The sequence below is a fragment of the Nocardiopsis sp. ATB16-24 genome, assembly GCF_030271535.1.
In the GTDB taxonomy this organism is placed as follows: Bacteria; Actinomycetota; Actinomycetes; order Streptosporangiales; family Streptosporangiaceae; genus Nocardiopsis.
Genome location: NZ_JASCXJ010000020.1, coordinates 51,816 through 71,981, shown reverse-complemented (window position 1 = coordinate 71,981; position 20,166 = coordinate 51,816). Strand labels below are relative to the sequence as shown.

The following is a 20,166-nucleotide window of genomic DNA, read 5'->3' as shown; positions in this document are numbered from 1 at the left end:
GCGTCCGCCCCACCCCCACACCGAAGAAAGGAACACCATGTCGATGACCAAGGGGCGAAGACACCTTGGGCACAGGACCGTGGGCGCGGTCGCCCTCGCCCTCGCCCTCGTCACGGGCGGCTTCCTGGCCGACACCCACGTACGGGGCGCCACCCCGGTGTCGGCCGAGGAGGCGGCGCAGGCACAGCAGGCCACCCTGCGTGAACTGGCCGACCAGCGGGGCGTGCGCATGGGGACCGCGATCGCGTCCCACCACCTGAACCAGTCGGACTACGCGCGGACCGCCGCCGCCGAGTTCAACTCCATCACCCACGAGAACGACCTCAAGTGGGAGACGGTCCAGCCTCAGCAGGGGCAGTTCAACTGGACCAACGCCGACCGGATCGTGGAGTTCGCCGAACAGAACGACCAGATGATCCACGGTCACACGCTGGTGTGGCACAGCCAGCTCCCATCCTGGGTGGCCGACGGCAACTTCACCCCCGACCAGTTGCGGGGCGTCATGCGGGACCACATCAACACCACGATGGGGCGCTACCGCGGACAGATCGACACCTGGGACGTGGTCAACGAGCCGATCGGCGACGACGCCCGGTTCCGTGACTCGGTCTTCCACCGCACGCTCGGGGTGGACTTCATCGCCGAGTCCTTCCGGATGGCGAGGGCGGCCGACCCCAACGCCAGGTTGTTCATCAACGACTACAACATCGACGGGATCAACGCCAAGAGCAACGCCTACTACGACCTGGTCAGGGACCTGCTGGCCCAAGGCGTGCCGATCGACGGCATCGGCATGCAGGGGCACCTGATCTCCGGGCAGCTGCCCTCCGACATCCAGCAGAACATCCAGCGTTTCGCCGACCTGGGCTTGGAGGTGATGATCACCGAGCTGGACATCCGCATCCAGATGCCCGCCACCCAGCAGAAGCTGGAACAGCAGGCGAGGGACTACGAGACCGTGGCCAACGCCTGCTACGCGGTCAGCGGATGCTCGGGCGTGATCGTGTGGGGCGTCACCGACGCCTACTCCTGGGTCCCCGACCACTTCAGCGGGGAGGGCGCCGCGCTGCCCATCGACGAGAACTACCAGCCCAAGCCCGCCTACTGGGCGCTGCACGAGGTGCTGGGCGGCGATGGAGGTCCTGTGGACCCGCCGCCGACCGAGGAGCCGACGGACCCGCCGACGGATCCGCCCGTGGGTGACTGTGAGGCCTCCTACCAGGTGGTGGGGGAGTGGAACGACGGTTTCCAGGCGGAGGTGACCGTCACCGCGGGGTCGAACCTGACGGGTTGGACGGTGACGTGGAGTTTCACCGGTGGTGAGGGTGTCTCCCATGCCTGGAACGCCTCGGTGAGCAGTAGCGGCTCGAACATCACCGCGACCAACGTCGCCCACAACGGGACGTTGTCCTCGGGGCAGTCGACCACGTTCGGTTTCGTGGGCACCCACAACGGAACCGTCGGCACACCTCAGCTGACGTGCGCGAGCTCCTGATCCACGGCTGACCCGACTGAGGAGAGGGCGATGTCCGCCACGTAGACGTGTCCACCCCGGAACAGGCCACGCCTGCGACATGACCGGGTGCCGGGGAACGGTGCTCGCCTCCCCGGCACCCACCTCACCACCACGAGAACGGTGGATCCCTGTCAACCGACGACGTCGTCGCCCTTCCGTCTGGAGTTCCGTGATGGCCAAACGCCTACTGATCGCCCTGGGGTCGGTTCTGACCCTGGTGGCGGCGCTCTTCGTGCACACCCTGCCCGCCCACGCCGATACAGGCTTCCGCGTCAGTGACGGACGCCTGGTCGACGCCGCCGGGAACGACTTCGTCATCCGCGGCGTCAGCCACCCGCACGCCTGGTACACCCACCGGACCGGAGCCTTCGCCGACATCAAGTCCCTGGGCGCCAACACCGTCCGCGTCGTCCTCAGCAGCGGTGACCGGTGGCAGGAGAACGGTGTCGGCGACGTGGCCGACGTCGTCTCCGAGTGCAAGGCCAACCGGCTGATCTGCATGCTGGAGGTGCACGACACCACCGGCTACGGAGAGGAGTCCGAGGCCGTCTCCCTGGACCGGGCCGTGGACTACTGGCTGCGGGTGCAGGACGCCGTGAAGGGCGAGGAGGACCACATCCTCGTCAACATCGGCAACGAGCCCTACGGCAACGACGCGTCGGTCAACCAGGGCTGGGCCGACGACACCGGCGCGGCGATCGGCCGCCTGCGCGACGCGGGCTTCGACCACACCCTGGTGGTCGACGCGCCCAACTGGGGCCAGGACTGGCAGGGCATCATGCGTGACAACGCCCGGTCCGTGTTCGACTCCGACCCGCATCGCAACACGGTGTTCTCCATCCACATGTACGGGGTCTACCAGCAGGAGGCCACGATCGTCTCCTACCTGGAGTCCTTCGTCGACGCGGGACTGCCGCTGGTGATCGGCGAGTTCGGCCACGACCACTCCGACGGCAACCCCGATGAGGACGCCATCATGGCCCACAGCGAACGCCTCGGACTGGGCTACATCGGATGGTCCTGGAGCGGTAACGGCAGCCCCGTCGAGTATCTGGACATGGTCGAGAACTTCGACGTCGACGCCCTCACCCCCTGGGGCGAGCGCATCTTCCACGGACCCGACGGCATCGCCTCCACCGCGGTGGAGGCCCCGATCTACGGCGGTGGCGAAGGCCCCGTCGACCCGCCGACGGAGGAGCCCACGGACCCGCCGACGGATCCGCCCGCGGGGGACTGTGAGGCCTCCTACCAGGTGGTGGGGGAGTGGAACGACGGTTTCCAGGCGGAGGTGACCGTCACCGCGGGGTCGAACCTGACGGGGTGGACGGTGACGTGGAGTTTCACCGGTGGTGAGGGTGTCTCCCATGCCTGGAACGCGTCGGTGAGCAGTAGTGGGTCCAACGTCACCGCGACCGACGCCGGCTACAACGGGACGCTCTCCTCGGGGCAGTCGACCACGTTCGGTTTCGTCGGCACCCACAACGGCACCGTCGGCACACCCTCACTCTCCTGCACCGCCTGACCCCGAGGGGGCCGTAGCCCCCGTGCAAGACCCCCGGCCGCACCCCCCGGTACGGCCGGGACCCCCACACAGAACAGAGAGGAGTGGCCCCCATGAGGCCACGCGACGCCATCGCCATGACAGTGGCGCTCGGCGGACTCGCCATAGGCACGGCCATCGTCGCCATGCCGGACACGGCCGAGGCCCACGGCGCCTTCACCTACCCCGCCAGCCGTACCTACGCCTGCTTCCAGGACGCCACCGGAGGCAGCAGCGGCGGAGCCCTGCAACCCGTCAACGACGCCTGCGCCGACGCGTTGGCCCAGGGCGGGGACTACGCGTTCTGGAACTGGTTCGGCAACCTGATCAGCAACTCCGACGGACGTCACCAGGAGTTCGTGGCCGACGGTGAGCTGTGCGGCCCCACCAACGGCTTCTCGGCGTTCAACGCGGTGCGCGACGACTGGCCCACCACCCACCTGCCCGCGGGGCAGACGGTGGAGTTCCACCACAACGCCTGGGCCCCGCACCCGGGCACCTTCTTCACCTACGTCACCAAGGACGGGTTCGACCCGGGCAGCGACGCCTTGACCTGGGACGACCTGGAGTTGATCGACGAGGTGACCGATCCGCCGCTGCGCAGCGGCGGGGTGGCCGGCGCCGAGTACTACTGGGACGTGGACCTGCCGAACAAGCAGGGCCAGCACATCATCTATGTGGTCTGGGAGCGTTCGGACAGCCCCGAGGCCTTCTACAACTGCTCCGACGTCGTCTTCGGCGGCGGCTCCGGGCCCGGCCCGGACCCCGAGCCCGACCCGACGCCCGACCCGACCCCGGACCCGACACCCGACCCGACCCCCGAGCCCACGGACCCGCCGGAGGGCGAGTACTGCACCGCCGAGTACACCGTGCTCAACGAGTGGACGAACGGCTTCCAGGCGGAGGTCGAGGTGACCGCCGGTGAGGACGGGGTCGACGGCTGGATGGTGGACTGGGTGTTCGCCAACCGCCAGGAGATCAGCAGTTCCTGGAACGCCTCACTGGTCAACCACGGAGCCCACTTCGAGGCGACCAACGTCGGTCACAACGGTCGGCTCGCCCCAGGGGAGTCCACCAGCTTCGGGTTCACCGCCACACACCAAGGGGTGAACATCGATCCGGTGGTCGCCTGCCAGGAGTCGTGACCGCAAGGTGAGACGCTCCTGAGCGGGTGACACCCCTCCCGGGAACCGTACCCCCCGCCAGGGGCCGCACCGGCCCGCGCGGTTCCCGACGCCACGGCGCCACGGTGCCGAACACTGTTCGGTACCGTGGCGCCCATGGACACCCAGGACATCTACACCCGCTGCATGGACCGCATGCTCTCCCTCGCCGAAGGGCTGAGCGCGGAGCAGCTCGCCACCCCCGTTCCCGCCCTGCCCGAGTGGAACGTCCGACAGACCTACGCCCACCTGGCCGGAATCTGCGCGGACGTGGCCACGGAACGCCTCACCCCTCCCGCCGACGACGCCGCCACCGCCCGCCAAGTGGCCGAGCGCGCCCACATGGACATCACCCGGATCTGTGCGGACTGGCGAAAGGACCTCCCGGCACTGTTGCGGGTCCTGTCCACCCGTACACAGGCCCGTTACTTCCTGCCCACACTGGACCTGTGGCACCACGAGAACGACGTACGCGGTGCCCTGGGCATGGAGGCCCAGACCGAGGACTCCGACCGGTTGGCCGCCTTCACCGTGGGAGGGCTCGCCCGCTTCTGGTCCCCCGAACTGCCCGGTGTGCGCGTGACGGCCACGGACACCGGCCAGGAGTGGACCCTCGGTGACGGTACGGGCCCCAAGGCCCTGGAATGGTCCGCCACCGCCTTCGAACTGGCACGGGCCGCTACCGGACGCCGGAGCCTGGAGCAGATGCGCGCCATGAGGTGGAGCGGTGATCCCTCCGCCGTGGTGGAACACCTGGCGACGCTCCCGATCCCCCAGGTGGACCTGAGGATCTGAACCGTCGCGGTCGGCGGCGGGCGTCCCGTGGGCACGTTCGGACCGCTTCCGCCGCCCCGCCCCACCGTGGGCGGCTCCGCTCGGAACGTCGTGTGCGAAGGTGCCCACCGGGCATACCCGTCGCATGGAACTGATCACCGCCGACGACGTCCGTGCCGCGGAGACCCGTCTCCAGGGGCAGATCGTGCGCACCCCCCTGACCGCCGGACCGCCCGACGGGCCCTCCTTCCTGGTCAAACCGGAGAGCCTCCAACCCACCGGCGCCTTCAAGCTCCGCGGCGCCGCCAACGCCGTCGCCCTGCTCAACCCCGCCCAGCGCAGGAGCGGTGTGGTGACCCATTCCTCGGGCAACCACGGTCAGGCCCTGGCCTACGCCGCGGCCCGCAACGGTGTCCCCTGCACGGTCGTCGTCCCCGAGGGCTCTCCCAAGGTCAAGGTCGACCGCATCCGTGCCTTCGGCGCCCGTGTCGTCATCGTGCCCGCCGAGCGGCGCGAGGAGGCGGCCCGCGAGCTGGAGGAGAGCGAGTTGCTCGCCTGGGTCCCGCCCTTCGACGACCCCCACGTCATCGCGGGTCAGGGGACCGTGGGTCTGGAGATCCTGGAGCAGTCACCCGAGGTCACGACCATCGTCGTGCCCGTGGGCGGCGGTGGACTGGCCTCGGGCGTGGCCACGGCGGCCCGAACCGTCCATCCCCACAGGGTCCGGGTGGTGGGAGTCGAGCCGGAACTGGCCGCCGACGCGGTCGAGAGCCTGCGCACCGGACGTCTCGTGACCTGGTCGCCCGAACGCACCGGGCGCACCCTGGCCGACGGCGTACGGGTCTGCCTGTCCGAGCGCACCTTCGCCCACCTGCGGGCCCGTCTGGACGAGATCGTCACCGTGACGGAGGAGGAGATCGCCCACGCCGTCGCCCGTCTCGCCCACGGGGCCCGCCTGGTCGCCGAACCCAGCGGGGCCCTGGCTGCCGCCGCCGTCCTCGCCGGACGCGTGACCACCGTCCCCGGTCGCCCGGAGGCGACGGTCGCGGTCGTCTCGGGAGGGAACGTGGACCCCGAACTGTTCGTCCGCATGGTGAGGTGAACGGGCACGAGCCGCGCAGACCCTCGTCAGCGGTCCCGACCCTCGGGTCCCTGGGAGTGCGGGCGGTGCGAGGAGGAGGCGCGAGAGGCGCGGTCCTCCCGACGACGCAGCACCATGTCGGACAGGGCCGCCGCCCCGAAGACGACGATGACCGCGGAGACGATCACCACGGTCCACAGCGCGGTGCCGAAGGAATCGGGATCGATCATCTGGCGCTCCGAAGAGGTGCGTGGGGTATGCCGACACGACAACCGTAATAGGCGTTAACTTCCGAACCCACTGTTCGCGGTGTGAACCGCGCCATAACAGACCCCTGCCCGTGGACGAGAAGACGAAGCCTCGCCCTCTCCCAGGCCACCTGATCGACGAAGGCCCGGGTCGGCGCCACGACGCCTTCCCGGGCCCGCGTACGGATCAGCGATCCGTCACAGGATCGAACCGGGGGAGTAGGCGGCGGCCTCGGGGTGGGCGGCCGTGACCTCCTCGACCCTGGCCACCACGGTCGCCACCTGCTCGGCGGCGGCCCCGGTGAAGGTGATCCGGTCGGCCAGCAGTGCGTCCAGTTCGGCGCGGTCCAGGGGAAAACGTTCGTCCTCGGCCAGACGCTCCAGCAGCCGGTTGCCCACACCCTCCTGACGCATGGCCAAGGCCGCGCCCACGGCGTGCTCCTTGATCAGCTCGTGGGCGGTCTCACGCCCCACGCCGGCGCGCACGGCGGCCATCAGCATCTTGGTCGTGGCCAGGAACGGCAGGTAGCGGTCCAACTCCGCGGAGACGACCGCGGGAAAGGCACCGAACTCGTCCAGGACCGTCAACATCGTCTCGACCAGACCGTCGAAGGCGAAGAACGCGTCCGGCAGCGCCACCCGACGCACCACCGAACACGAAACATCGCCCTCGTTCCACTGGTCCCCGGCCAGTTCGCCGGCCATCGACGCGTAACCGCGAAGGACCACGGCCAACCCGTTGACCCGCTCGCACGAGCGCGTGTTCATCTTGTGCGGCATCGCCGAGGAACCCACCTGTCCCTCGGCGAACCCCTCGGTGACCAGTTCGTGCCCCGCCATCAACCGGATGGTCTTGGCCAGGGAGGAGGGGCCCGCGGCCAACTGCACCAACGTGGTCAGCACCTCGAAGTCCAGTGAACGCGGGTAGACCTGGCCCACGCTGGTGAACCGCCGATCGAAGCCCAGGTGCTCGGCCACCTCGTTCTCCAGCGCGGCCAGCCTCCGCTCGTCGCCCAGCAGGTCCAGCATGTCCTGGGCGGTGCCCACCGGGCCCTTGATCCCGCGCAGCGGGTAGCGGGCGATCAGCTCCTCCAGCCGCCCGTGGGCGACCAGCATCTCGTCGGCGATCGAGGCGAAACGCTTGCCCAGGGTGGTGGCCTGGGCGGCAACGTTGTGCGAACGTCCCGCCATCACGGTCCCGCCGTACTCGGCCGCGAGCCTCCCCAACCGTGCCAACAGCGCCACCACACGGTCGCGCACCAGCAGCAGGCTGTCGCGCACCTGCATCTGTTCGACGTTCTCGGTCAGGTCGCGCGAGGTCATGCCCTTGTGGACGTGCTCGTGGCCGGCGAGGGCGTTGAACTCCTCGATGCGGGCCTTGACGTCGTGGCGGGTGATCCGCTCACGCTCGGCGATCGAGGCCGGATCCACCTGTTCCAGGACCTTCTCGTAGTCCTCGACCACACCGGCGGGCACGTCCACGCCCAGACGGGCCTGGGCCCGCAACACGGCCAGCCACAGCCGCCGCTCGGCGACCACCTTGTACTCGGGGGACCACAGCCGGGTCAGCTCCGCGGACGCGTAGCGAGCAGCCAGGACATCGGGGATCAGCGGTTTCGCACTCACGTCGTCCCACCCTATCGCCCTGAACTGCGAAGGGCGCCCGCAGGCTCACTCACCGAAGGCGCCTCGAAGGTGGGGAGGACCCCACCACCGACCGGGTGGCCCGGCCGATTCTCCCGCGTCCCGGACCCGCCCACCGTGAGGGCATGGACACCGTAGAAGCGTTTCCCCAGGCCGGGGGACCCCCACCCCCGACATCCCGTGAAGGGTCTTCGGGGCACCCGCCCCAGGACCCCCGGACAGGTCGCGAACCCTCGTCGGAGCCTTGCTCGCCCCGTACTACCTGTTGACGGCGTGGCCGTGGCGGGCCCTGGCCCACAACGCCAACACCATGGTCATCGGCCTGGCCCTGACGGTGGTGGTCCTGCCGCTCTCCCTTCCCTGGATCATGTCCGTGGGAAACCCCGTCAGCGGACCGTGGCGAGAACAGTCCCCCCTGCCCATGGCGGCGGCGTTCACGGTCGGACTCGTACTCGTCGCGGTCGGCACCCCGCTCATCGCGCTGACCCTGGGGGCGTTGGAACGCCGACGTCTCCTCCTCGTCACGCGCGGACCACTCCCCAGCGGTCACCACCCCCCCACCGCCAGGGCTGTGGGGCTGGATCCGCACCCGCTACACCGAGGCGGTCACCTGGAGGGAGATCGCCTACACGGTGCTGCTGGTGCCCGTCTTCCTCGTGGTCTCCGAGGCCCTCACCAACGTCCACAAGCACACCGAGGCCCCCGGCGTGACCGTGCGCGCCGACACCCTCCCCGGCCCACAAGGAAGGCCCGACGCCCTCGTGGTGGAGGTCACCGACCACGGTCCCGGCGGAGCGGACCCCGCCCGCGGCACGGGACTCACCGGACTCCAGGACCGGGTCGCGGTGATGGGCGGCACAACGGAGCTCTCCAGCCCCGAGGGCGGACCGACCCGAATCCGAGTGGAGCTGCCGTACGGACCGATTCCTCCGACACCGTTGACGTGAACCCGGGCGGGTCCGACCCGGTCCCCACCGTGCCGGCCGAGGACGGCGTCCTGCTCAGGGAGGGCCTGGTCGGGATCCTGGAACGCTTCGGATTCGCCGTGGTGGCCTCGGTCGGCGACGGCGAGGCGCTTGTGGAGGCGGTCGCCGAGCACGGGCCGCGACTGGTGGTCACCGACATCCGCATGCCCCCGACCTCACCGACGAGGGGTTGCGCGCCGCCGTGCGGCTGCGCCGTGACCACCCGGGACTGGCGGTGGTGGCGCTCAGCCAGTACGTCGAGCTGAGCTACGCCACCGACCTGCTCGACTCCGCTGATGGTCGAGGCGTGGGCTACCTGCTCGAACAGAGGGTGGGAGACGTCCGCGAGTTCGCGTCCGTGTTGCGCCAAGTGGCGGAGGGCGCCACCTTCGTCGATCCCGAGGTGGTCCGCCGGCTCCTGCGCCGCCGGGCCGATCCGCTCAGACGTCTGACCCCCCGTGAGCGTGAGGTGCTCGCCCTGATGGCCGAGGGACACTCCAACGGGGCGATCTCCCGCCGGCTCGTGGTCGGCGACGCCGCGGTCGGCGAGCACGTGGGCAACATCCTGGCCAAGCTCGACCTGCCGCCGGACGAAGGGGGCACCGCCGCGTCCGCGCGGTCCTGGCCTACCTACGCGACCGTGCCGTCTGAGAACGGAGACGGGGCACGCACCCGCGCGGCGACGGGTCCGCGTCCCTTGGCACGCGGACCCGTCGCCGCCTCGACGTGGATGCTCAGTACTCGTTGGGCGCGCGCCAGTCGATCAGTTCCACGGTCTCCTCGCCCACGACCCAGGCGTCGTGTCCCGGCGGAACGAAGAAGACCTCGCCCGCCCGGATCTCACGTTCGGTCCCGTCCTCCATACGGCAGTGCAGGCTGCCCGAGACCAGGTAGGCGCAGTGGGTCCTCATGCACAGGTCCGTCCCCATGGAGGCGGACAGGTGCTCGGTCCAGCGCCATCCGGGCCGCAGGATCATGCGCATGACCCCCTGACCCCCGATGCGGAGGACGTCGATGCGTCCCTTCTCGAACTCCTCGCTCTTGGCGGGCTCGTCGAACCCGGACACCTGGAGGGTGTTCTGTGCCTCCTCGTCCCAGGCCTGCACCATGGACTGGTGTGCGATACGACCGTCCCTCAGGTCCAGCATGGTCATGTTCATGACCTTGTTCCCCGCGGGGTAGGTGCACTGCTCGGTGTAGGCGAAGCGCGTTCCGTCGGACACCGACCGGATCACCTCATGGGTCATGTCGCGGGAGAAGATCTCCCGTAGGACGGCGCCGATCTCGTCCCTGCCGTGCAGAACCGTCGGTGCGCTGGGCGGGGTGCGCTGGTCGAACACCTCCAGTTCGGCGTCGTCGCTGTACTGGGCCATCACGGTGTCGATGTCGGCCGCCTCCACCGCACGGGTGTAGCGGGCGATGTCGAAGGGCGCGTGGGCCTGTGTCGGGATGGACATCTCTCGGCTCCTTCCTGCCCGGAGCCGTCCTCGGTACGGGCGGCCTCATCCTCCAGCCTGCTCCTCCCTCCTTCCCCGATTCGCTCAAAGGCCGGTCATGGATCACCTTGCCGTGGGCCCCTTCGCGGTCGGTGCGGCCGGACGTAGGGTGGGAGCGGAGTCCGACACGCGATGCGATCCCCTCGCAGACCACGGGAGGTCCGGGTGCAGCCGACCGTCGCCGCCCCTGAGAGCGTCACCTGGAAGATCCACCTGGACCGGTCGATGTGGGTGGCGGGGGTGCGCGCCCTGATGCTCCAGGCACTGCATCCGGTGGCCATGCAGGGCGTGTGGCAGCGTTCGGACTTTCGTTCCGACCCCACCGGACGGCTGATGCGCACCGCGCACTTCGTGGCCGTCACCACCTACGGCAGCCCCGCGGAGGCCGACGCCCTCGGTGAACGGGTCCGACGGGTGCACCGTCGTCTCTCCTTCACCGATCCGGCCACGGGCGACCGTCACCGCGTGGATCGGCGTGACCTGCTGGTGTGGGTGCACTGCGCCGAGATCTCCTCCTACCTGGAGACCGCCCACCGTGCGGGGGTGGCGCTGACCGTGGGGGAGAGGGACCGCTACGTCGACGAGCAGTCGCACACCGCCACCTACGTGGGCCTGTCGCGCCAGGACGTGCCGCGCGACGTCGCCGGGCTGCGCCGGTACCTGACCTCGGTGCGGCCCTCCCTGCGAGTGACGCCCGAGGCACGCCAGGCGGTGCGGTTCCTGCTGTGGCCCAAGGTGCCCGACCACCTGTCCTGGCTGGCCCCGCTCAAACCACTGTGGTTCCCGGTGGGCGCCCTGGCCTACGCCACCCTGCCCGCGTGGGCGCGTCGCGCCTACGGAGTCCTGCCCCAGGTGCCCGACGCGGCGGCCACGGCCTCGCTGCGGGCACTGCGCACCGCCCTGAACCGGGTACCCGAGCGGTACTACAACCTCGTCTTCGACGAGGCCACCGTACGCAGCGCACAGGAGGCCCGCCGGCGCCTGCTGGAGGCGGGGTACTCGATCGAGAACGGGTCCGGGGCCATGCGCGCCCGCACCCTCTTCCAAACGCCCTCCACGCGGTTCGCGCACGCCCCCGCGTCTGTCGCGGGGAAGGCGGGCGGCCCCGACGGAAGTGCGGGTAGCGTGGAGAGCACCCACAGGTAAGGGGGCTTTCGTTGAAGCGCCGCGTGCGCCAGTACGGCCTCGTCATGGGAACCTGCCTGATCCTGTTCGCGGGCTCCCTGCCCGTCTACTACCTGTTCGGTACCGGATGGGCGGTGGCCATGTGCGCGGTGGCCGCGCTCCTGCCTCCCGTCGCGGTCACCCTGGGCACCCTCGGCGATCCCAGGGACCCGCAGGACCGCGACAACCGGTACGGACCCAACGCCGACTGAGAGGGTCTCGCGCGAAGAGCCGCGGAACGCGGCGCACCCGCGTGGTGCGTTCGACGATGCGAGGCGTAGTATTCCCGCGGAATCGGGCACCGAACGACGGTCGGTCCGGGGCGACGCACAGGCGGGGAGACACGGTGACGCACACCGGGGCGCAGGACAGGACGGACACACGGACCGACGACGTCCGCATGCTGCGCGTACACCACGACGACCCCAGGGTGGCGGGACTGCTCGCCGGACTACTGGAGGAGTACACCAAGCGCTACGGCGCCGAGGGCGCGGCCGACGAGATGGCGCGCTACCCGGTGAGTGAGTTCACCGCCCCCCACGGAAGGATCGTGCTGGCCGAACTCGACGGGGAGATCGTCGCGGGAGGAGCCGTGCGTCCCTACAAGAAGGACCGCGCGGCCATGGTCGAGACCGCGGAGTTCAAGCGGATCTGGACCTCGGGCCGACACCGTCGCCGCGGCCTGGCCCGCAAGGTGATGACCGCGCTGGAGGAGGCCGCACGCGACCTCGGCTACAGCAAGGTCCTTCTGTTCACCGGCCCGTCACAGCCCGAGGCGGTGGCCCTGTACGAGCGGATCGGCTACCGACCGGTCGACCCCGCCGACATCGACGAACTCCCCTATGCGTCCGCCATCCCCTTCGCCCACGACCTTCGCTGAGAGGCCTCACCGACACCACATCGACCTCCGAGACGTTATGGGGGTGGCTATGGCCGTGTGACGGTCCCTTGTTCGACGTTGCCCGTACGATGGAGGGCCGAGGCCGCCATCGGCGGTCGCGCCGACGAACGTGATGAGGAGAGCACGACGTGAGCGAGCAGCAGCGCCCCCAGGACGAGACGAACGCCCCCGTGTTCAGTCCACGCAAGAACGGGCAGGCGCAGACCGTCTCCGCCGAGCTCGCCGCCTGGATGACCACCGGCTGGGCCGACACCGAGCGGCGGGACCTGAAGCCCATCGAGCAGGCCGAGCACACCGCACGCCGGCGCGCCGCGATCAGCGCGGCCTTCCCGGGAGAGCGTCTGGTGATCCCGGCGGGAAGGCTCCTCACCCGCTCCAACGACACCGAGTACCCCTTCCGGGCCGCCACGAACTACGCCTACCTCACCGGTGACACCTCCGACGGCGGATGCCTGGTGTTCACCCCCAACGGCGAGGGCCACGACGTCGTCCTCTACCTCAAGCCCCGCTCCAACCGTGACAACGGCGAGTTCTGGCTGGGTGCCTACGGCGAGCTGTGGACCGGCCGCCGCAACAGCCTCGCGGAGGCGGCCGACCTGCTCGGTGTGGACACCGCCGACGTGACCACCCTGACCGACGCGCTGCGCTCGGGCGGGGCCCCCGTTCGCCTCGTGCGCGGCCACGACGCCGGGATCGACGCCCTGGTCGACGAGCTGCGCGCCGACACCGACGAGGAGTCGCGTACCGAGTCCGCCCGGCTCGACGAGGAACTGGCCGTCACCCTGGCCGACCACCGCCTGGTCAAGGACGAGTGGGAGATCGCCCAGCTTCAGCTGGCCGTGGACGCCACCGTGCGCGGCTTCAACGACGTCGTCAAGGCGCTTCCGCAGGCCAAGGACACCTCCGAGCGCTACGTCGAGGGCACGTTCTTCCTACGCGCCCGGGTGGAGGGCAACGACGTCGGCTACGGCACCATCGCCGCCTCGGGCCCCAACGCCACCACCCTGCACTGGACCCGCAACGACGGGCCCGTCCGTGAGGGCGACCTGCTGCTGCTGGACGCGGGCGTGGAGACCACCACCCTGTACACCGCCGACGTCACGCGCACCATGCCGGTGTCGGGCACCTTCACCGACGTCCAGCGCAGGGTCTACGACCTGGTCTACGCCGCGCAGGAGGCCGGTATCGCCGCCGTGGCCCCGGGGCGGCCCTTCACGGACTACCACGAGGCCGCCCAGAGGGTGCTGGCCGAGGGGCTGATCGCGTGGGGCCTGCTGGAGGGCCCTCTCGACCGTGTCCTGGAACTGGGCCTACAGCGCCGCTACAGCCTGCACGGCACCGGACACATGCTCGGCATGGACGTGCACGACTGCGCGGTGTCCCGCCAGGAGGTGCACCTGTACGGCGAACTGAAGCCGGGCATGGTCCTGACGGTCGAGCCGGGCCTGTACTTCCAGCCCGACGACCTCACCGTCCCCGAGGAGCTGCGCGGCATCGGCGTGCGCATCGAGGACGACGTGCTGGTCACCGAGGACGGCAACCGCGTGATGTCGGAGGGCCTGCCGCGCACCTCCGCCGACGTGGAGGCCTGGCTGGCCGAACACCTGCCGCGCTGACCCTTCTCAAAGGAGCGACACGGGGCCGCCCCGGGGCGGCCCCGTCGCCATGCGCGGGGGAGGGGGACGGACGGTGGAGGTGACACGGTCGTGGGACGGCTTCGAGAGGTGGACCGGGCTGTCCACCAGGAACGGAGTCCTGCTGGCCCAGGGGCACGTGGGCGAGGAGGCCGGATACGCGGGTCGTGCGCGCGCCTTCGACGCGGCCACGCTGGAACCTCTCGGCCCCGCCTTCGACGTGGAGGGAGCGGCCTGCCTGGCCTCGCCGGTCGGGCTCCGATCCGCACCCGTGGTGGTTCACGCGGTGCCCGGGGCGCTGATGCTCCTGGACCCCCGCACGGGCTCCCCTCTCAGGCGGGTTCCTTTGCGGGGAAGGGAGGGGTGGCGTGGGGATCCCACCGGCTTGGTGGTGGGCGCCGTCGGTGGCAGGTCCACGGTGTTCGTCCTGGACGAGGAGCCGGGGAACGAACACGCGTGGTGGGCCGTGGACCTCGACACGGGTGCCGCCGTGCCCGGTCTGGGTGATGGCTTCCGGGCCCACCATCTGACACGGGAGAGACTGGTCCTGGCCGGTGGGTATCTGATCGTTCCCGTGCAGCGGGTCCGCGTCGACGACTTCCTCATGGACGAGGTGGAGGACGCCTGCCGGCGCGTGTACCGGTCGTCGGACGGGCGGCGGATCGCCGAGATCGAGTGCGACGGCGGGGAGGAGACCGTGGCCGCGGTCGTCGGAGGCCGGCCCCTGATGGTCGTGTCGGGGAGGGTGTACGCCCTCCCCGGACTGGAACCGGTGGCCGGCCTGGGACGCGTCCCAGGCCGTACCGTGAGCGACCTGACCGAGTGGGCGGGGCTCCCCGTCGCGGTGTTCGCCCAGGAGGGCGGCGGTCACCTCACCGGGGGCGATCGCCCCTTCCGTCTGTTCTTCCGCTTCCTGGACGGGCCGGACCGGCCGACCGTCGAGATCCCCTGGACCGGAGCCCACGGGCTGCACGACATGGTCGCGACCGCCGACGGAACCGTCGTCGTCTCCACCGTCGAGGGCGTGCACGCGCTGCGCGTGGACCTGTGAGGACCCCCGGAAAGCCCCGGCGGGTCGTCGCCGTCGCCACGGCGTGAGCCGTCCGTTCGGACGACGGGTGCCCATGGCAGGGGGCCGCGCCTTCGCCGTGGCGACGTTTCGCCCGACCGGATCCGGATAACCGGACAGCAGGGGCCGTGGACGATCGGCCCGGGAGAAGGGGGAAGGGACATGGGGACGACGGCATCGGGCGCGGTCCGCGCCGCACTGCTGGGCCTGGCCACGGGGTCGCGTGGCACGCTGGGGAGCGCCCCGCTGTGGGCCTCCTCCGGGGGCGGTAAGCGCGCGCTCATGGCGCTGGCCTACCTGGGCGAGTTCTCCGGGGACAAGGCTCCGGGCATCCCCAGCAGACTGGCCTGGCCGATGCTGACGAGCAGAATCCTCAGCGCGGGCACCGGCGGAGCCCTCCTCGCCCGAGCCTTGGGCGCACCGGTCGTTCCCGCCACCGTGGTCGCGGCTGCCGTCGCCCCTCTGGGCGCCGCAGCGGGTGTGAAGTGGCGCGGTTACTGGAGCGACGGAGGCCGCCCCGCATGGGTCGGCGGCCTCATCGAGGACGCCTGCGCGCTCACCCTGGCCAGGGCGGCCTGCCGGGGGTCGGCGTCCGCCGCCCGCGACTGAGGGGCGCCCGCTCCCGAACGGGAGGCTATGTCCCACAACACCCCGATCTGGGGAACGAGTAGGGGGCCGGGGACGTTGGATCTGCTCGTAGAGGTTCGCGTGCCCCCGGGCGAACCTGTCGGAAAACCATGATCAGAGGACACCTGTGACAGGGCAGCCCACCCCCACCACGACCGACGGCGGTTCGGTCCCGCAGCACGACGGAGACGGCGCCCGCGCCCCTCGCCTCCTCATCCCGCTACTGCTGGTCTCGGCCTTTATCGTGATCTTGAACGAGACGATCATGGGCGTGGCCCTGCCGCAGCTCAACCGGGACCTGGGCATCTCCGTCTCCACCGGTCAGTGGCTGACCTCGGCCTTCATGCTCGTCATGGCGGTGGTGATCCCGGCCACCGGATACCTGCTCCAACGCTTCCACGTCCGGCAGGTCTTCGTCACGGCGATGACGCTGTTCAGCCTCGGCACGCTCCTGTGCTTCCTGGCGCCCGATTTCGCCTTCCTGCTCCTGGGACGCGTGGTCCAGGCGATGGGAACGGCGATCATGATGCCGCTGCTCATGACGACCGTGCTGAACATCGTTCCGACCGAACGCCGTGGGCGCACCATGGGCAACATCTCCATCGTCATGTCCGTCGCGCCCGCCGTCGGCCCCACCCTGGCCGGACTCATCCTCAGCGTGCTCGACTGGCGGTGGATGTTCGGGCTCGTGCTTCCCATCGCGCTCCTGGGGCTGGCCCTGGGCGCGTTCTTCATCCGCAACGTCACCGAACCACGTGCGGCGAGCATCGACGTGCCCTCCCTGCCGTTGTCGGCGGTGGCCTTCGGCGGACTGGTCTACGGCTTCTCGGGTCTGGGGGAGGGGGAGGCCGCCGCCGTGGTCCCGCCCCTGGCCGCGATCGGCGTCGGCACCGCCGCCCTGGTGCTGTTCGTGTGGCGCCAACTCCGCCTCCAACGCCGAGACCGCGCCCTGCTCGACCTGCGCGTGTTCGCCTCCACGCAGTTCTCCGTCTCGATCGGCCTGGTCGTGATCAGCTTCATGGCCCTGTTCGGCGTCCTCATCCTGCTGCCGGTCTACATGCAGAACGTCCTGGGCCACGACACGCTCGTCACCGGACTCACCCTCCTGCCCGGCGGCCTGGCCATGGGCCTGCTCGCCCCGTTCGTCGGACGTCTCTACGACCGGGTGGGGCCGCGCCCCCTGGTCATCCCCGGCGCGGCGGTGGTCTCCGTGGTGCTGTGGAGCATGACCCTGCTCGACGCCCACACACCGGTCGGCTTCGTCGTGGCCGCACACGTCACGCTGAGCCTGGGGCTGGGCCTGATGTTCACACCGCTGCTCACCGGGGCCCTCGGATCACTCCAGCCCAGGCTGTACTCGCACGGCAGCGCCGTGGTCGGCACGGTGCAGCAGGTCGCGGGCGCGGCCGGTACGGCGACGTTCGTCGCGATCATGTCCGCGACCTCGGCCGGTCTGCTCACCGACGGGCTCGCGGAGGTCGACGCCCAGGCGGGCGGCGTCCACGCCGCCTTCCTGGTGGGCGCGACGGTCTCGGTCGTGGCCTTCGCCATGACCTTCTTCGTGCGGCGCGTGCAGGCCGACACCGGAGCACCGACGGCGACGGCCACGTCCTGAGGAACCCCACGGTGGAGGACCTTCCGCGGTCGCACACGAAGGACCTCGCGTGTGCGGCCGCCGCCCCTCGCCGCGGGTTCCGAGCACGGGTTCGGCCCGAGGCGGGGCCGGGTAGGGGCCCGCGCAGAACGGATATCCGCCGGGGGGACGCATATGGCACACCTGATCGACCTGCACGGCACCGCGATGGGCGAGTTCGGGAGACGGGTCCGCGAGATCAAGATGACCGACTGGGCCCTGCCCACTCCCTGCCGGGACTGGGACGTACACGACCTGGTCAACCATCTGACCACCGAACAGCTGTGGGTGCCGCCCCTGCTGGCCGGAGAACGGGTCGAGGACGTCGGGGACCGCTTCGAGGGCGACAACCTCGGAGAGGAGCCCATCACCACCTGGGAGGTCGCCTCACGTGAGGCCCGCACCGCCTGGCTCGCCCCCTCCTCCCTGGAGAGCACGGTGCACCTGTCCTTCGGTGACACGCCCGCGGAGGTCTACCTGTGGCAGATGACCTTCGACCTGACGGTCCACGCCTGGGACCTCGCCCGGGCCCTGGGTGTGGACGAGACACTCGACCCCGACCTGGTCAAGGAGGTCCACACCTGGGCGAGCGCCCAGGGATTGGGGCCCGGGGCGCTGTTCGACGCACCCGTCCGGGTCGGGGACGGCGTCGGCACCCAGGACCGACTCATCGCCCTGACCGGCAGGACTCCGTGAGCCACGCCCCCGCACGGGCGGACACGTTTCGGCGGAGCGGTTACGGAAAGTGCGCCTGACAGGGAGTCCCAAGGTCTCAGGAGGCGACATGCGCGCGGTACGGGTACACGAGTACGGAGGACGGCCTTCGGTCGACGAGGTCGACGAGCCGCGGATCCGGGGACCACTGGACGTCCTGGTGCGGGTCGACGCCGCGGGCGTGTGCCGCACGGACCTGCACATCGTCGAGGGCCAGTGGGCGGACAGGAGCGGCGTCGCACTGCCCTACGTCCTGGGACACGAGAACGCCGGGACCGTGGTCGAGATCGGCTCGGCCGTCACCAACGTCCTGGTCGGTGACAAGGTGATCCTGCACCCGCTGGCGACGTGCGGCCTGTGCCGTCCCTGCCGTGCGGGCGACGACGTCCACTGTGAGAACTCCTCCTTCCCCGGCATCGACGCCGACGGAGGCATGGCCGGACTGCTGCGCACCACCGCCCGCTCCTGCGTCAGACTCGCCGACGGCCTGGAGCCCGTGGAGGTGGCCGCGCTCGCCGACGCCGGACTCACCGCCTACCACGCCGTGCGCAGGGCCGTTCCGTTGCTGTACCCGGGCGCTCACGCCGTCCTGGTCGGCGCCGGAGGACTGGGCCACATCGGGATCCAGGTGTTCACCGCGCTCAGCCCCGCGGAGCTCACCGTCGTGGACCGTTCGCCGGAGGCCCTGCGCGTGGCCGAGGAACTCGGTGCGGCGCACACGGTCCTGGCCGACGGCTCCCAGGTCGAGGCGGTCACCGACATCACCGAGGGCAAGGGCGCACGGGTGGTGCTGGACTTCGTCGGTGAGGACGGCACCGAGAAGGAGGGCGTGACCATGACCCGCGACGGCGGGTCCTACTTCGTCATCGGTTACGGTGGCGCGCTCGACGTGCCCACGATCGATCTGATCTCCCGCGAGATCTCCGTCGTCGGCAACCTGGTGGGCAGCTACAACGACCTGGAGGAGCTCATGCACCTGGCCGCGATGGGCAGGGTGCGTCAAAGGACCAGGACGTACTCGTTGGACGCCGCCCTGGACGCCTTCGACGACCTCGACCAGGGACGACTGCCGGGGACCCGGGCCGTACTCGAACCCAACGCCGGCTGACCGGCATCGACGCCGCCTCCCACCCGCCGGGCGAACGTCGTGTCGGCCTTCGAAACGCCGTCACGCGCCGAGCCGCCGAGACCGCAGGGCCCGGGCACGCGACGCGGTCACCAAGGAGGGGCTCACCTCGGTGTCCACTCCGGGCGACCACAGCACGGAGACCGGTTCGCGGTCGTCGACGGGCACGCCCGCGGCCCGCAGCAGGTCGCCCTCGTAGGACCAGGAACGCACACGGTGCAACGGCCAGGGCCGGTGCTCGACCCGGATCCACCACGTGTTGGCGGCGTGGCGGGTGTGCAGGCCCCAGCGGGCGGTGACGAAGCGCTCCAGCCTCGACACGCGGTCCAGCCGTTCGCCCACGGTCAGTCGCCAACGACCCCGTGCGCCGCCCCCGGGCAGACGGCGGCGCACGGAACCCGCGTGGACGTCGTCGACACCGCGCATGCTGACGTCCGACCACATGTAGGGCAGCCCCGTCAGGGCCCGGGCCGCCAGGACGCCGTGCGCCGCATCGGCGTCCATGGAAAGGAAGACCACACCCCGGCGACCGTGGGGGTCCACCGAGTACAGTCGCACGTTGACCTCGTCGAACCCTCCGACGGGGATCCCCGCGGCCTCGGTGAAGGGGACACGGAAGGCCACGAGGCCGACGTAGGTGAGGCCGTCGAGGGTGTCGGGCCGTGTGTGCGCGGGCAGCAACGACGCGGCGCGCGCGGGTGGGATCGACCAGTGCGCGAAGACGGCGTCGCGCCACCCCTGCCGGAGCAGCGGGGGCCCGGGCAGGGGAGGAGGATCTGCGGGAGGAAGCAAACGTGTCGGGTCCGTCGTAGGCCCTCGCACCGGATCTCCTGCGGAAAGGGTGGAAAGGGAGGCCATGGGGAGGATCTCG

20 protein-coding genes and 1 pseudogene are annotated in these 20,166 nt (G+C 70.6%); 16 read left to right on the top strand and 5 right to left on the bottom strand.

Annotation, left to right across the window (positions count from 1 at the left end):
* Positions 1-37: 37 nt before the first annotated feature.
* From PFX91_RS19210 to PFX91_RS19190, 5 genes are all read left to right on the top strand, one after another.
* Positions 38-1,495 carry an endo-1,4-beta-xylanase gene (locus PFX91_RS19210; RefSeq protein ID WP_285733839.1) on the top strand — a complete coding sequence of 486 codons (1,458 nt, stop codon included), beginning with the start codon at positions 38-40 and terminating at the stop codon, positions 1,493-1,495.
* Positions 1,496-1,688: 193 nt separating this feature from the next.
* Entirely contained in the window at positions 1,689-3,038 is a 1,350-nt protein-coding gene (locus PFX91_RS19205; RefSeq protein WP_285733837.1) for a cellulase family glycosylhydrolase, read from the top strand.
* A gap of 92 nt (positions 3,039-3,130) precedes the next feature.
* On the top strand, positions 3,131-4,201 hold the full coding sequence (locus tag PFX91_RS19200; RefSeq protein WP_285733835.1) for a lytic polysaccharide monooxygenase: 1,071 nt from the start codon (positions 3,131-3,133) through the stop codon (positions 4,199-4,201).
* A gap of 135 nt (positions 4,202-4,336) precedes the next feature.
* Complete coding sequence (locus tag PFX91_RS19195; RefSeq protein WP_285733833.1) at positions 4,337-5,014, top strand: maleylpyruvate isomerase N-terminal domain-containing protein; 678 nt, start codon at positions 4,337-4,339, stop codon at positions 5,012-5,014.
* A 124-nt stretch (positions 5,015-5,138) separates the two neighbouring features.
* Positions 5,139-6,095 carry a threonine ammonia-lyase gene (locus PFX91_RS19190; RefSeq protein WP_285733831.1) on the top strand — a complete coding sequence of 319 codons (957 nt, stop codon included), beginning with the start codon at positions 5,139-5,141 and terminating at the stop codon, positions 6,093-6,095.
* Between the two features lie 26 nt (positions 6,096-6,121).
* On the opposite strand, the gene PFX91_RS19185 is transcribed toward PFX91_RS19190, so the two are convergent.
* The 3 genes from PFX91_RS19185 to PFX91_RS23185 all read right to left on the bottom strand — a co-directional run bounded on the left by PFX91_RS19185 (position 6,122) and on the right by PFX91_RS23185 (position 8,491).
* The gene (locus PFX91_RS19185; protein ID WP_285733829.1) at positions 6,122-6,304 is read right to left on the bottom strand and encodes a hypothetical protein; all 183 of its coding nucleotides are present in this window, start codon (positions 6,302-6,304) and stop codon (positions 6,122-6,124) included.
* A gap of 216 nt (positions 6,305-6,520) precedes the next feature.
* Positions 6,521-7,948, bottom strand: a complete 1,428-nt coding sequence (purB, locus tag PFX91_RS19180) for an adenylosuccinate lyase (RefSeq protein WP_285733827.1) — start codon at positions 7,946-7,948, stop codon at positions 6,521-6,523.
* A gap of 276 nt (positions 7,949-8,224) precedes the next feature.
* Positions 8,225-8,491: a hypothetical protein gene (locus tag PFX91_RS23185; RefSeq protein ID WP_352231706.1), complete on the bottom strand. Its 267-nt coding sequence runs from the start codon at positions 8,489-8,491 to the stop codon at positions 8,225-8,227.
* A 107-nt stretch (positions 8,492-8,598) separates the two neighbouring features.
* Between PFX91_RS23185 and PFX91_RS23180 the strand changes: the two genes are divergently transcribed.
* The gene (locus PFX91_RS23180; RefSeq protein WP_352231705.1) at positions 8,599-8,913 is read left to right on the top strand and encodes a sensor histidine kinase; all 315 of its coding nucleotides are present in this window, start codon (positions 8,599-8,601) and stop codon (positions 8,911-8,913) included.
* Positions 8,910-9,582, top strand: a pseudogene (locus PFX91_RS19170) (response regulator). The gene PFX91_RS23180 and the pseudogene PFX91_RS19170 overlap by 4 nt, the downstream one beginning before the upstream one ends.
* 83 nt (positions 9,583-9,665) lie before the next feature.
* Here the strand turns inward: PFX91_RS19170 and PFX91_RS19165 are convergent.
* Entirely contained in the window at positions 9,666-10,388 is a 723-nt protein-coding gene (locus PFX91_RS19165; protein ID WP_285733825.1) for a nuclear transport factor 2 family protein, read from the bottom strand.
* 204 nt (positions 10,389-10,592) lie between these two features.
* Between PFX91_RS19165 and PFX91_RS19160 the strand changes: the two genes are divergently transcribed.
* The 9 genes from PFX91_RS19160 to PFX91_RS19120 all read left to right on the top strand — a co-directional run bounded on the left by PFX91_RS19160 (position 10,593) and on the right by PFX91_RS19120 (position 19,277).
* Entirely contained in the window at positions 10,593-11,573 is a 981-nt protein-coding gene (locus PFX91_RS19160) for an oxygenase MpaB family protein (RefSeq protein WP_285733824.1), read from the top strand.
* Between the two features lie 11 nt (positions 11,574-11,584).
* Complete coding sequence (locus PFX91_RS19155) at positions 11,585-11,803, top strand: DUF3099 domain-containing protein (protein WP_285733822.1); 219 nt, start codon at positions 11,585-11,587, stop codon at positions 11,801-11,803.
* 188 nt (positions 11,804-11,991) lie between these two features.
* Positions 11,992-12,471 (top strand): GNAT family N-acetyltransferase, encoded by a 480-nt coding sequence (locus PFX91_RS19150; protein ID WP_285733912.1) that lies wholly within the window; start codon positions 11,992-11,994, stop codon positions 12,469-12,471.
* A 149-nt stretch (positions 12,472-12,620) separates the two neighbouring features.
* Entirely contained in the window at positions 12,621-14,108 is a 1,488-nt protein-coding gene (locus PFX91_RS19145; protein WP_285733820.1) for an aminopeptidase P family protein, read from the top strand.
* Positions 14,109-14,181: 73 nt separating this feature from the next.
* A complete protein-coding gene (locus PFX91_RS19140) occupies positions 14,182-15,177 on the top strand; it encodes a hypothetical protein (protein ID WP_285733818.1) in 996 nt (331 codons plus the stop codon).
* A 180-nt stretch (positions 15,178-15,357) separates the two neighbouring features.
* Positions 15,358-15,804, top strand: coding sequence for a hypothetical protein (locus PFX91_RS19135; protein ID WP_285733816.1), 447 nt, complete (start codon positions 15,358-15,360; stop codon positions 15,802-15,804).
* 145 nt (positions 15,805-15,949) lie between these two features.
* The gene (locus PFX91_RS19130) at positions 15,950-17,437 is read left to right on the top strand and encodes an MDR family MFS transporter (RefSeq protein WP_285733814.1); all 1,488 of its coding nucleotides are present in this window, start codon (positions 15,950-15,952) and stop codon (positions 17,435-17,437) included.
* A gap of 153 nt (positions 17,438-17,590) precedes the next feature.
* Positions 17,591-18,151, top strand: coding sequence for a TIGR03086 family metal-binding protein (locus PFX91_RS19125; protein WP_285733812.1), 561 nt, complete (start codon positions 17,591-17,593; stop codon positions 18,149-18,151).
* An 88-nt stretch (positions 18,152-18,239) separates the two neighbouring features.
* Positions 18,240-19,277, top strand: coding sequence for an NAD(P)-dependent alcohol dehydrogenase (locus PFX91_RS19120; RefSeq protein ID WP_285733811.1), 1,038 nt, complete (start codon positions 18,240-18,242; stop codon positions 19,275-19,277).
* A gap of 60 nt (positions 19,278-19,337) precedes the next feature.
* Here PFX91_RS19120 and PFX91_RS19115 read toward each other — a convergent pair whose 3' ends face one another.
* A complete protein-coding gene (locus tag PFX91_RS19115) occupies positions 19,338-20,087 on the bottom strand; it encodes a YqjF family protein (RefSeq protein ID WP_285733809.1) in 750 nt (249 codons plus the stop codon).
* Positions 20,088-20,166: the final 79 nt, after the last annotated feature.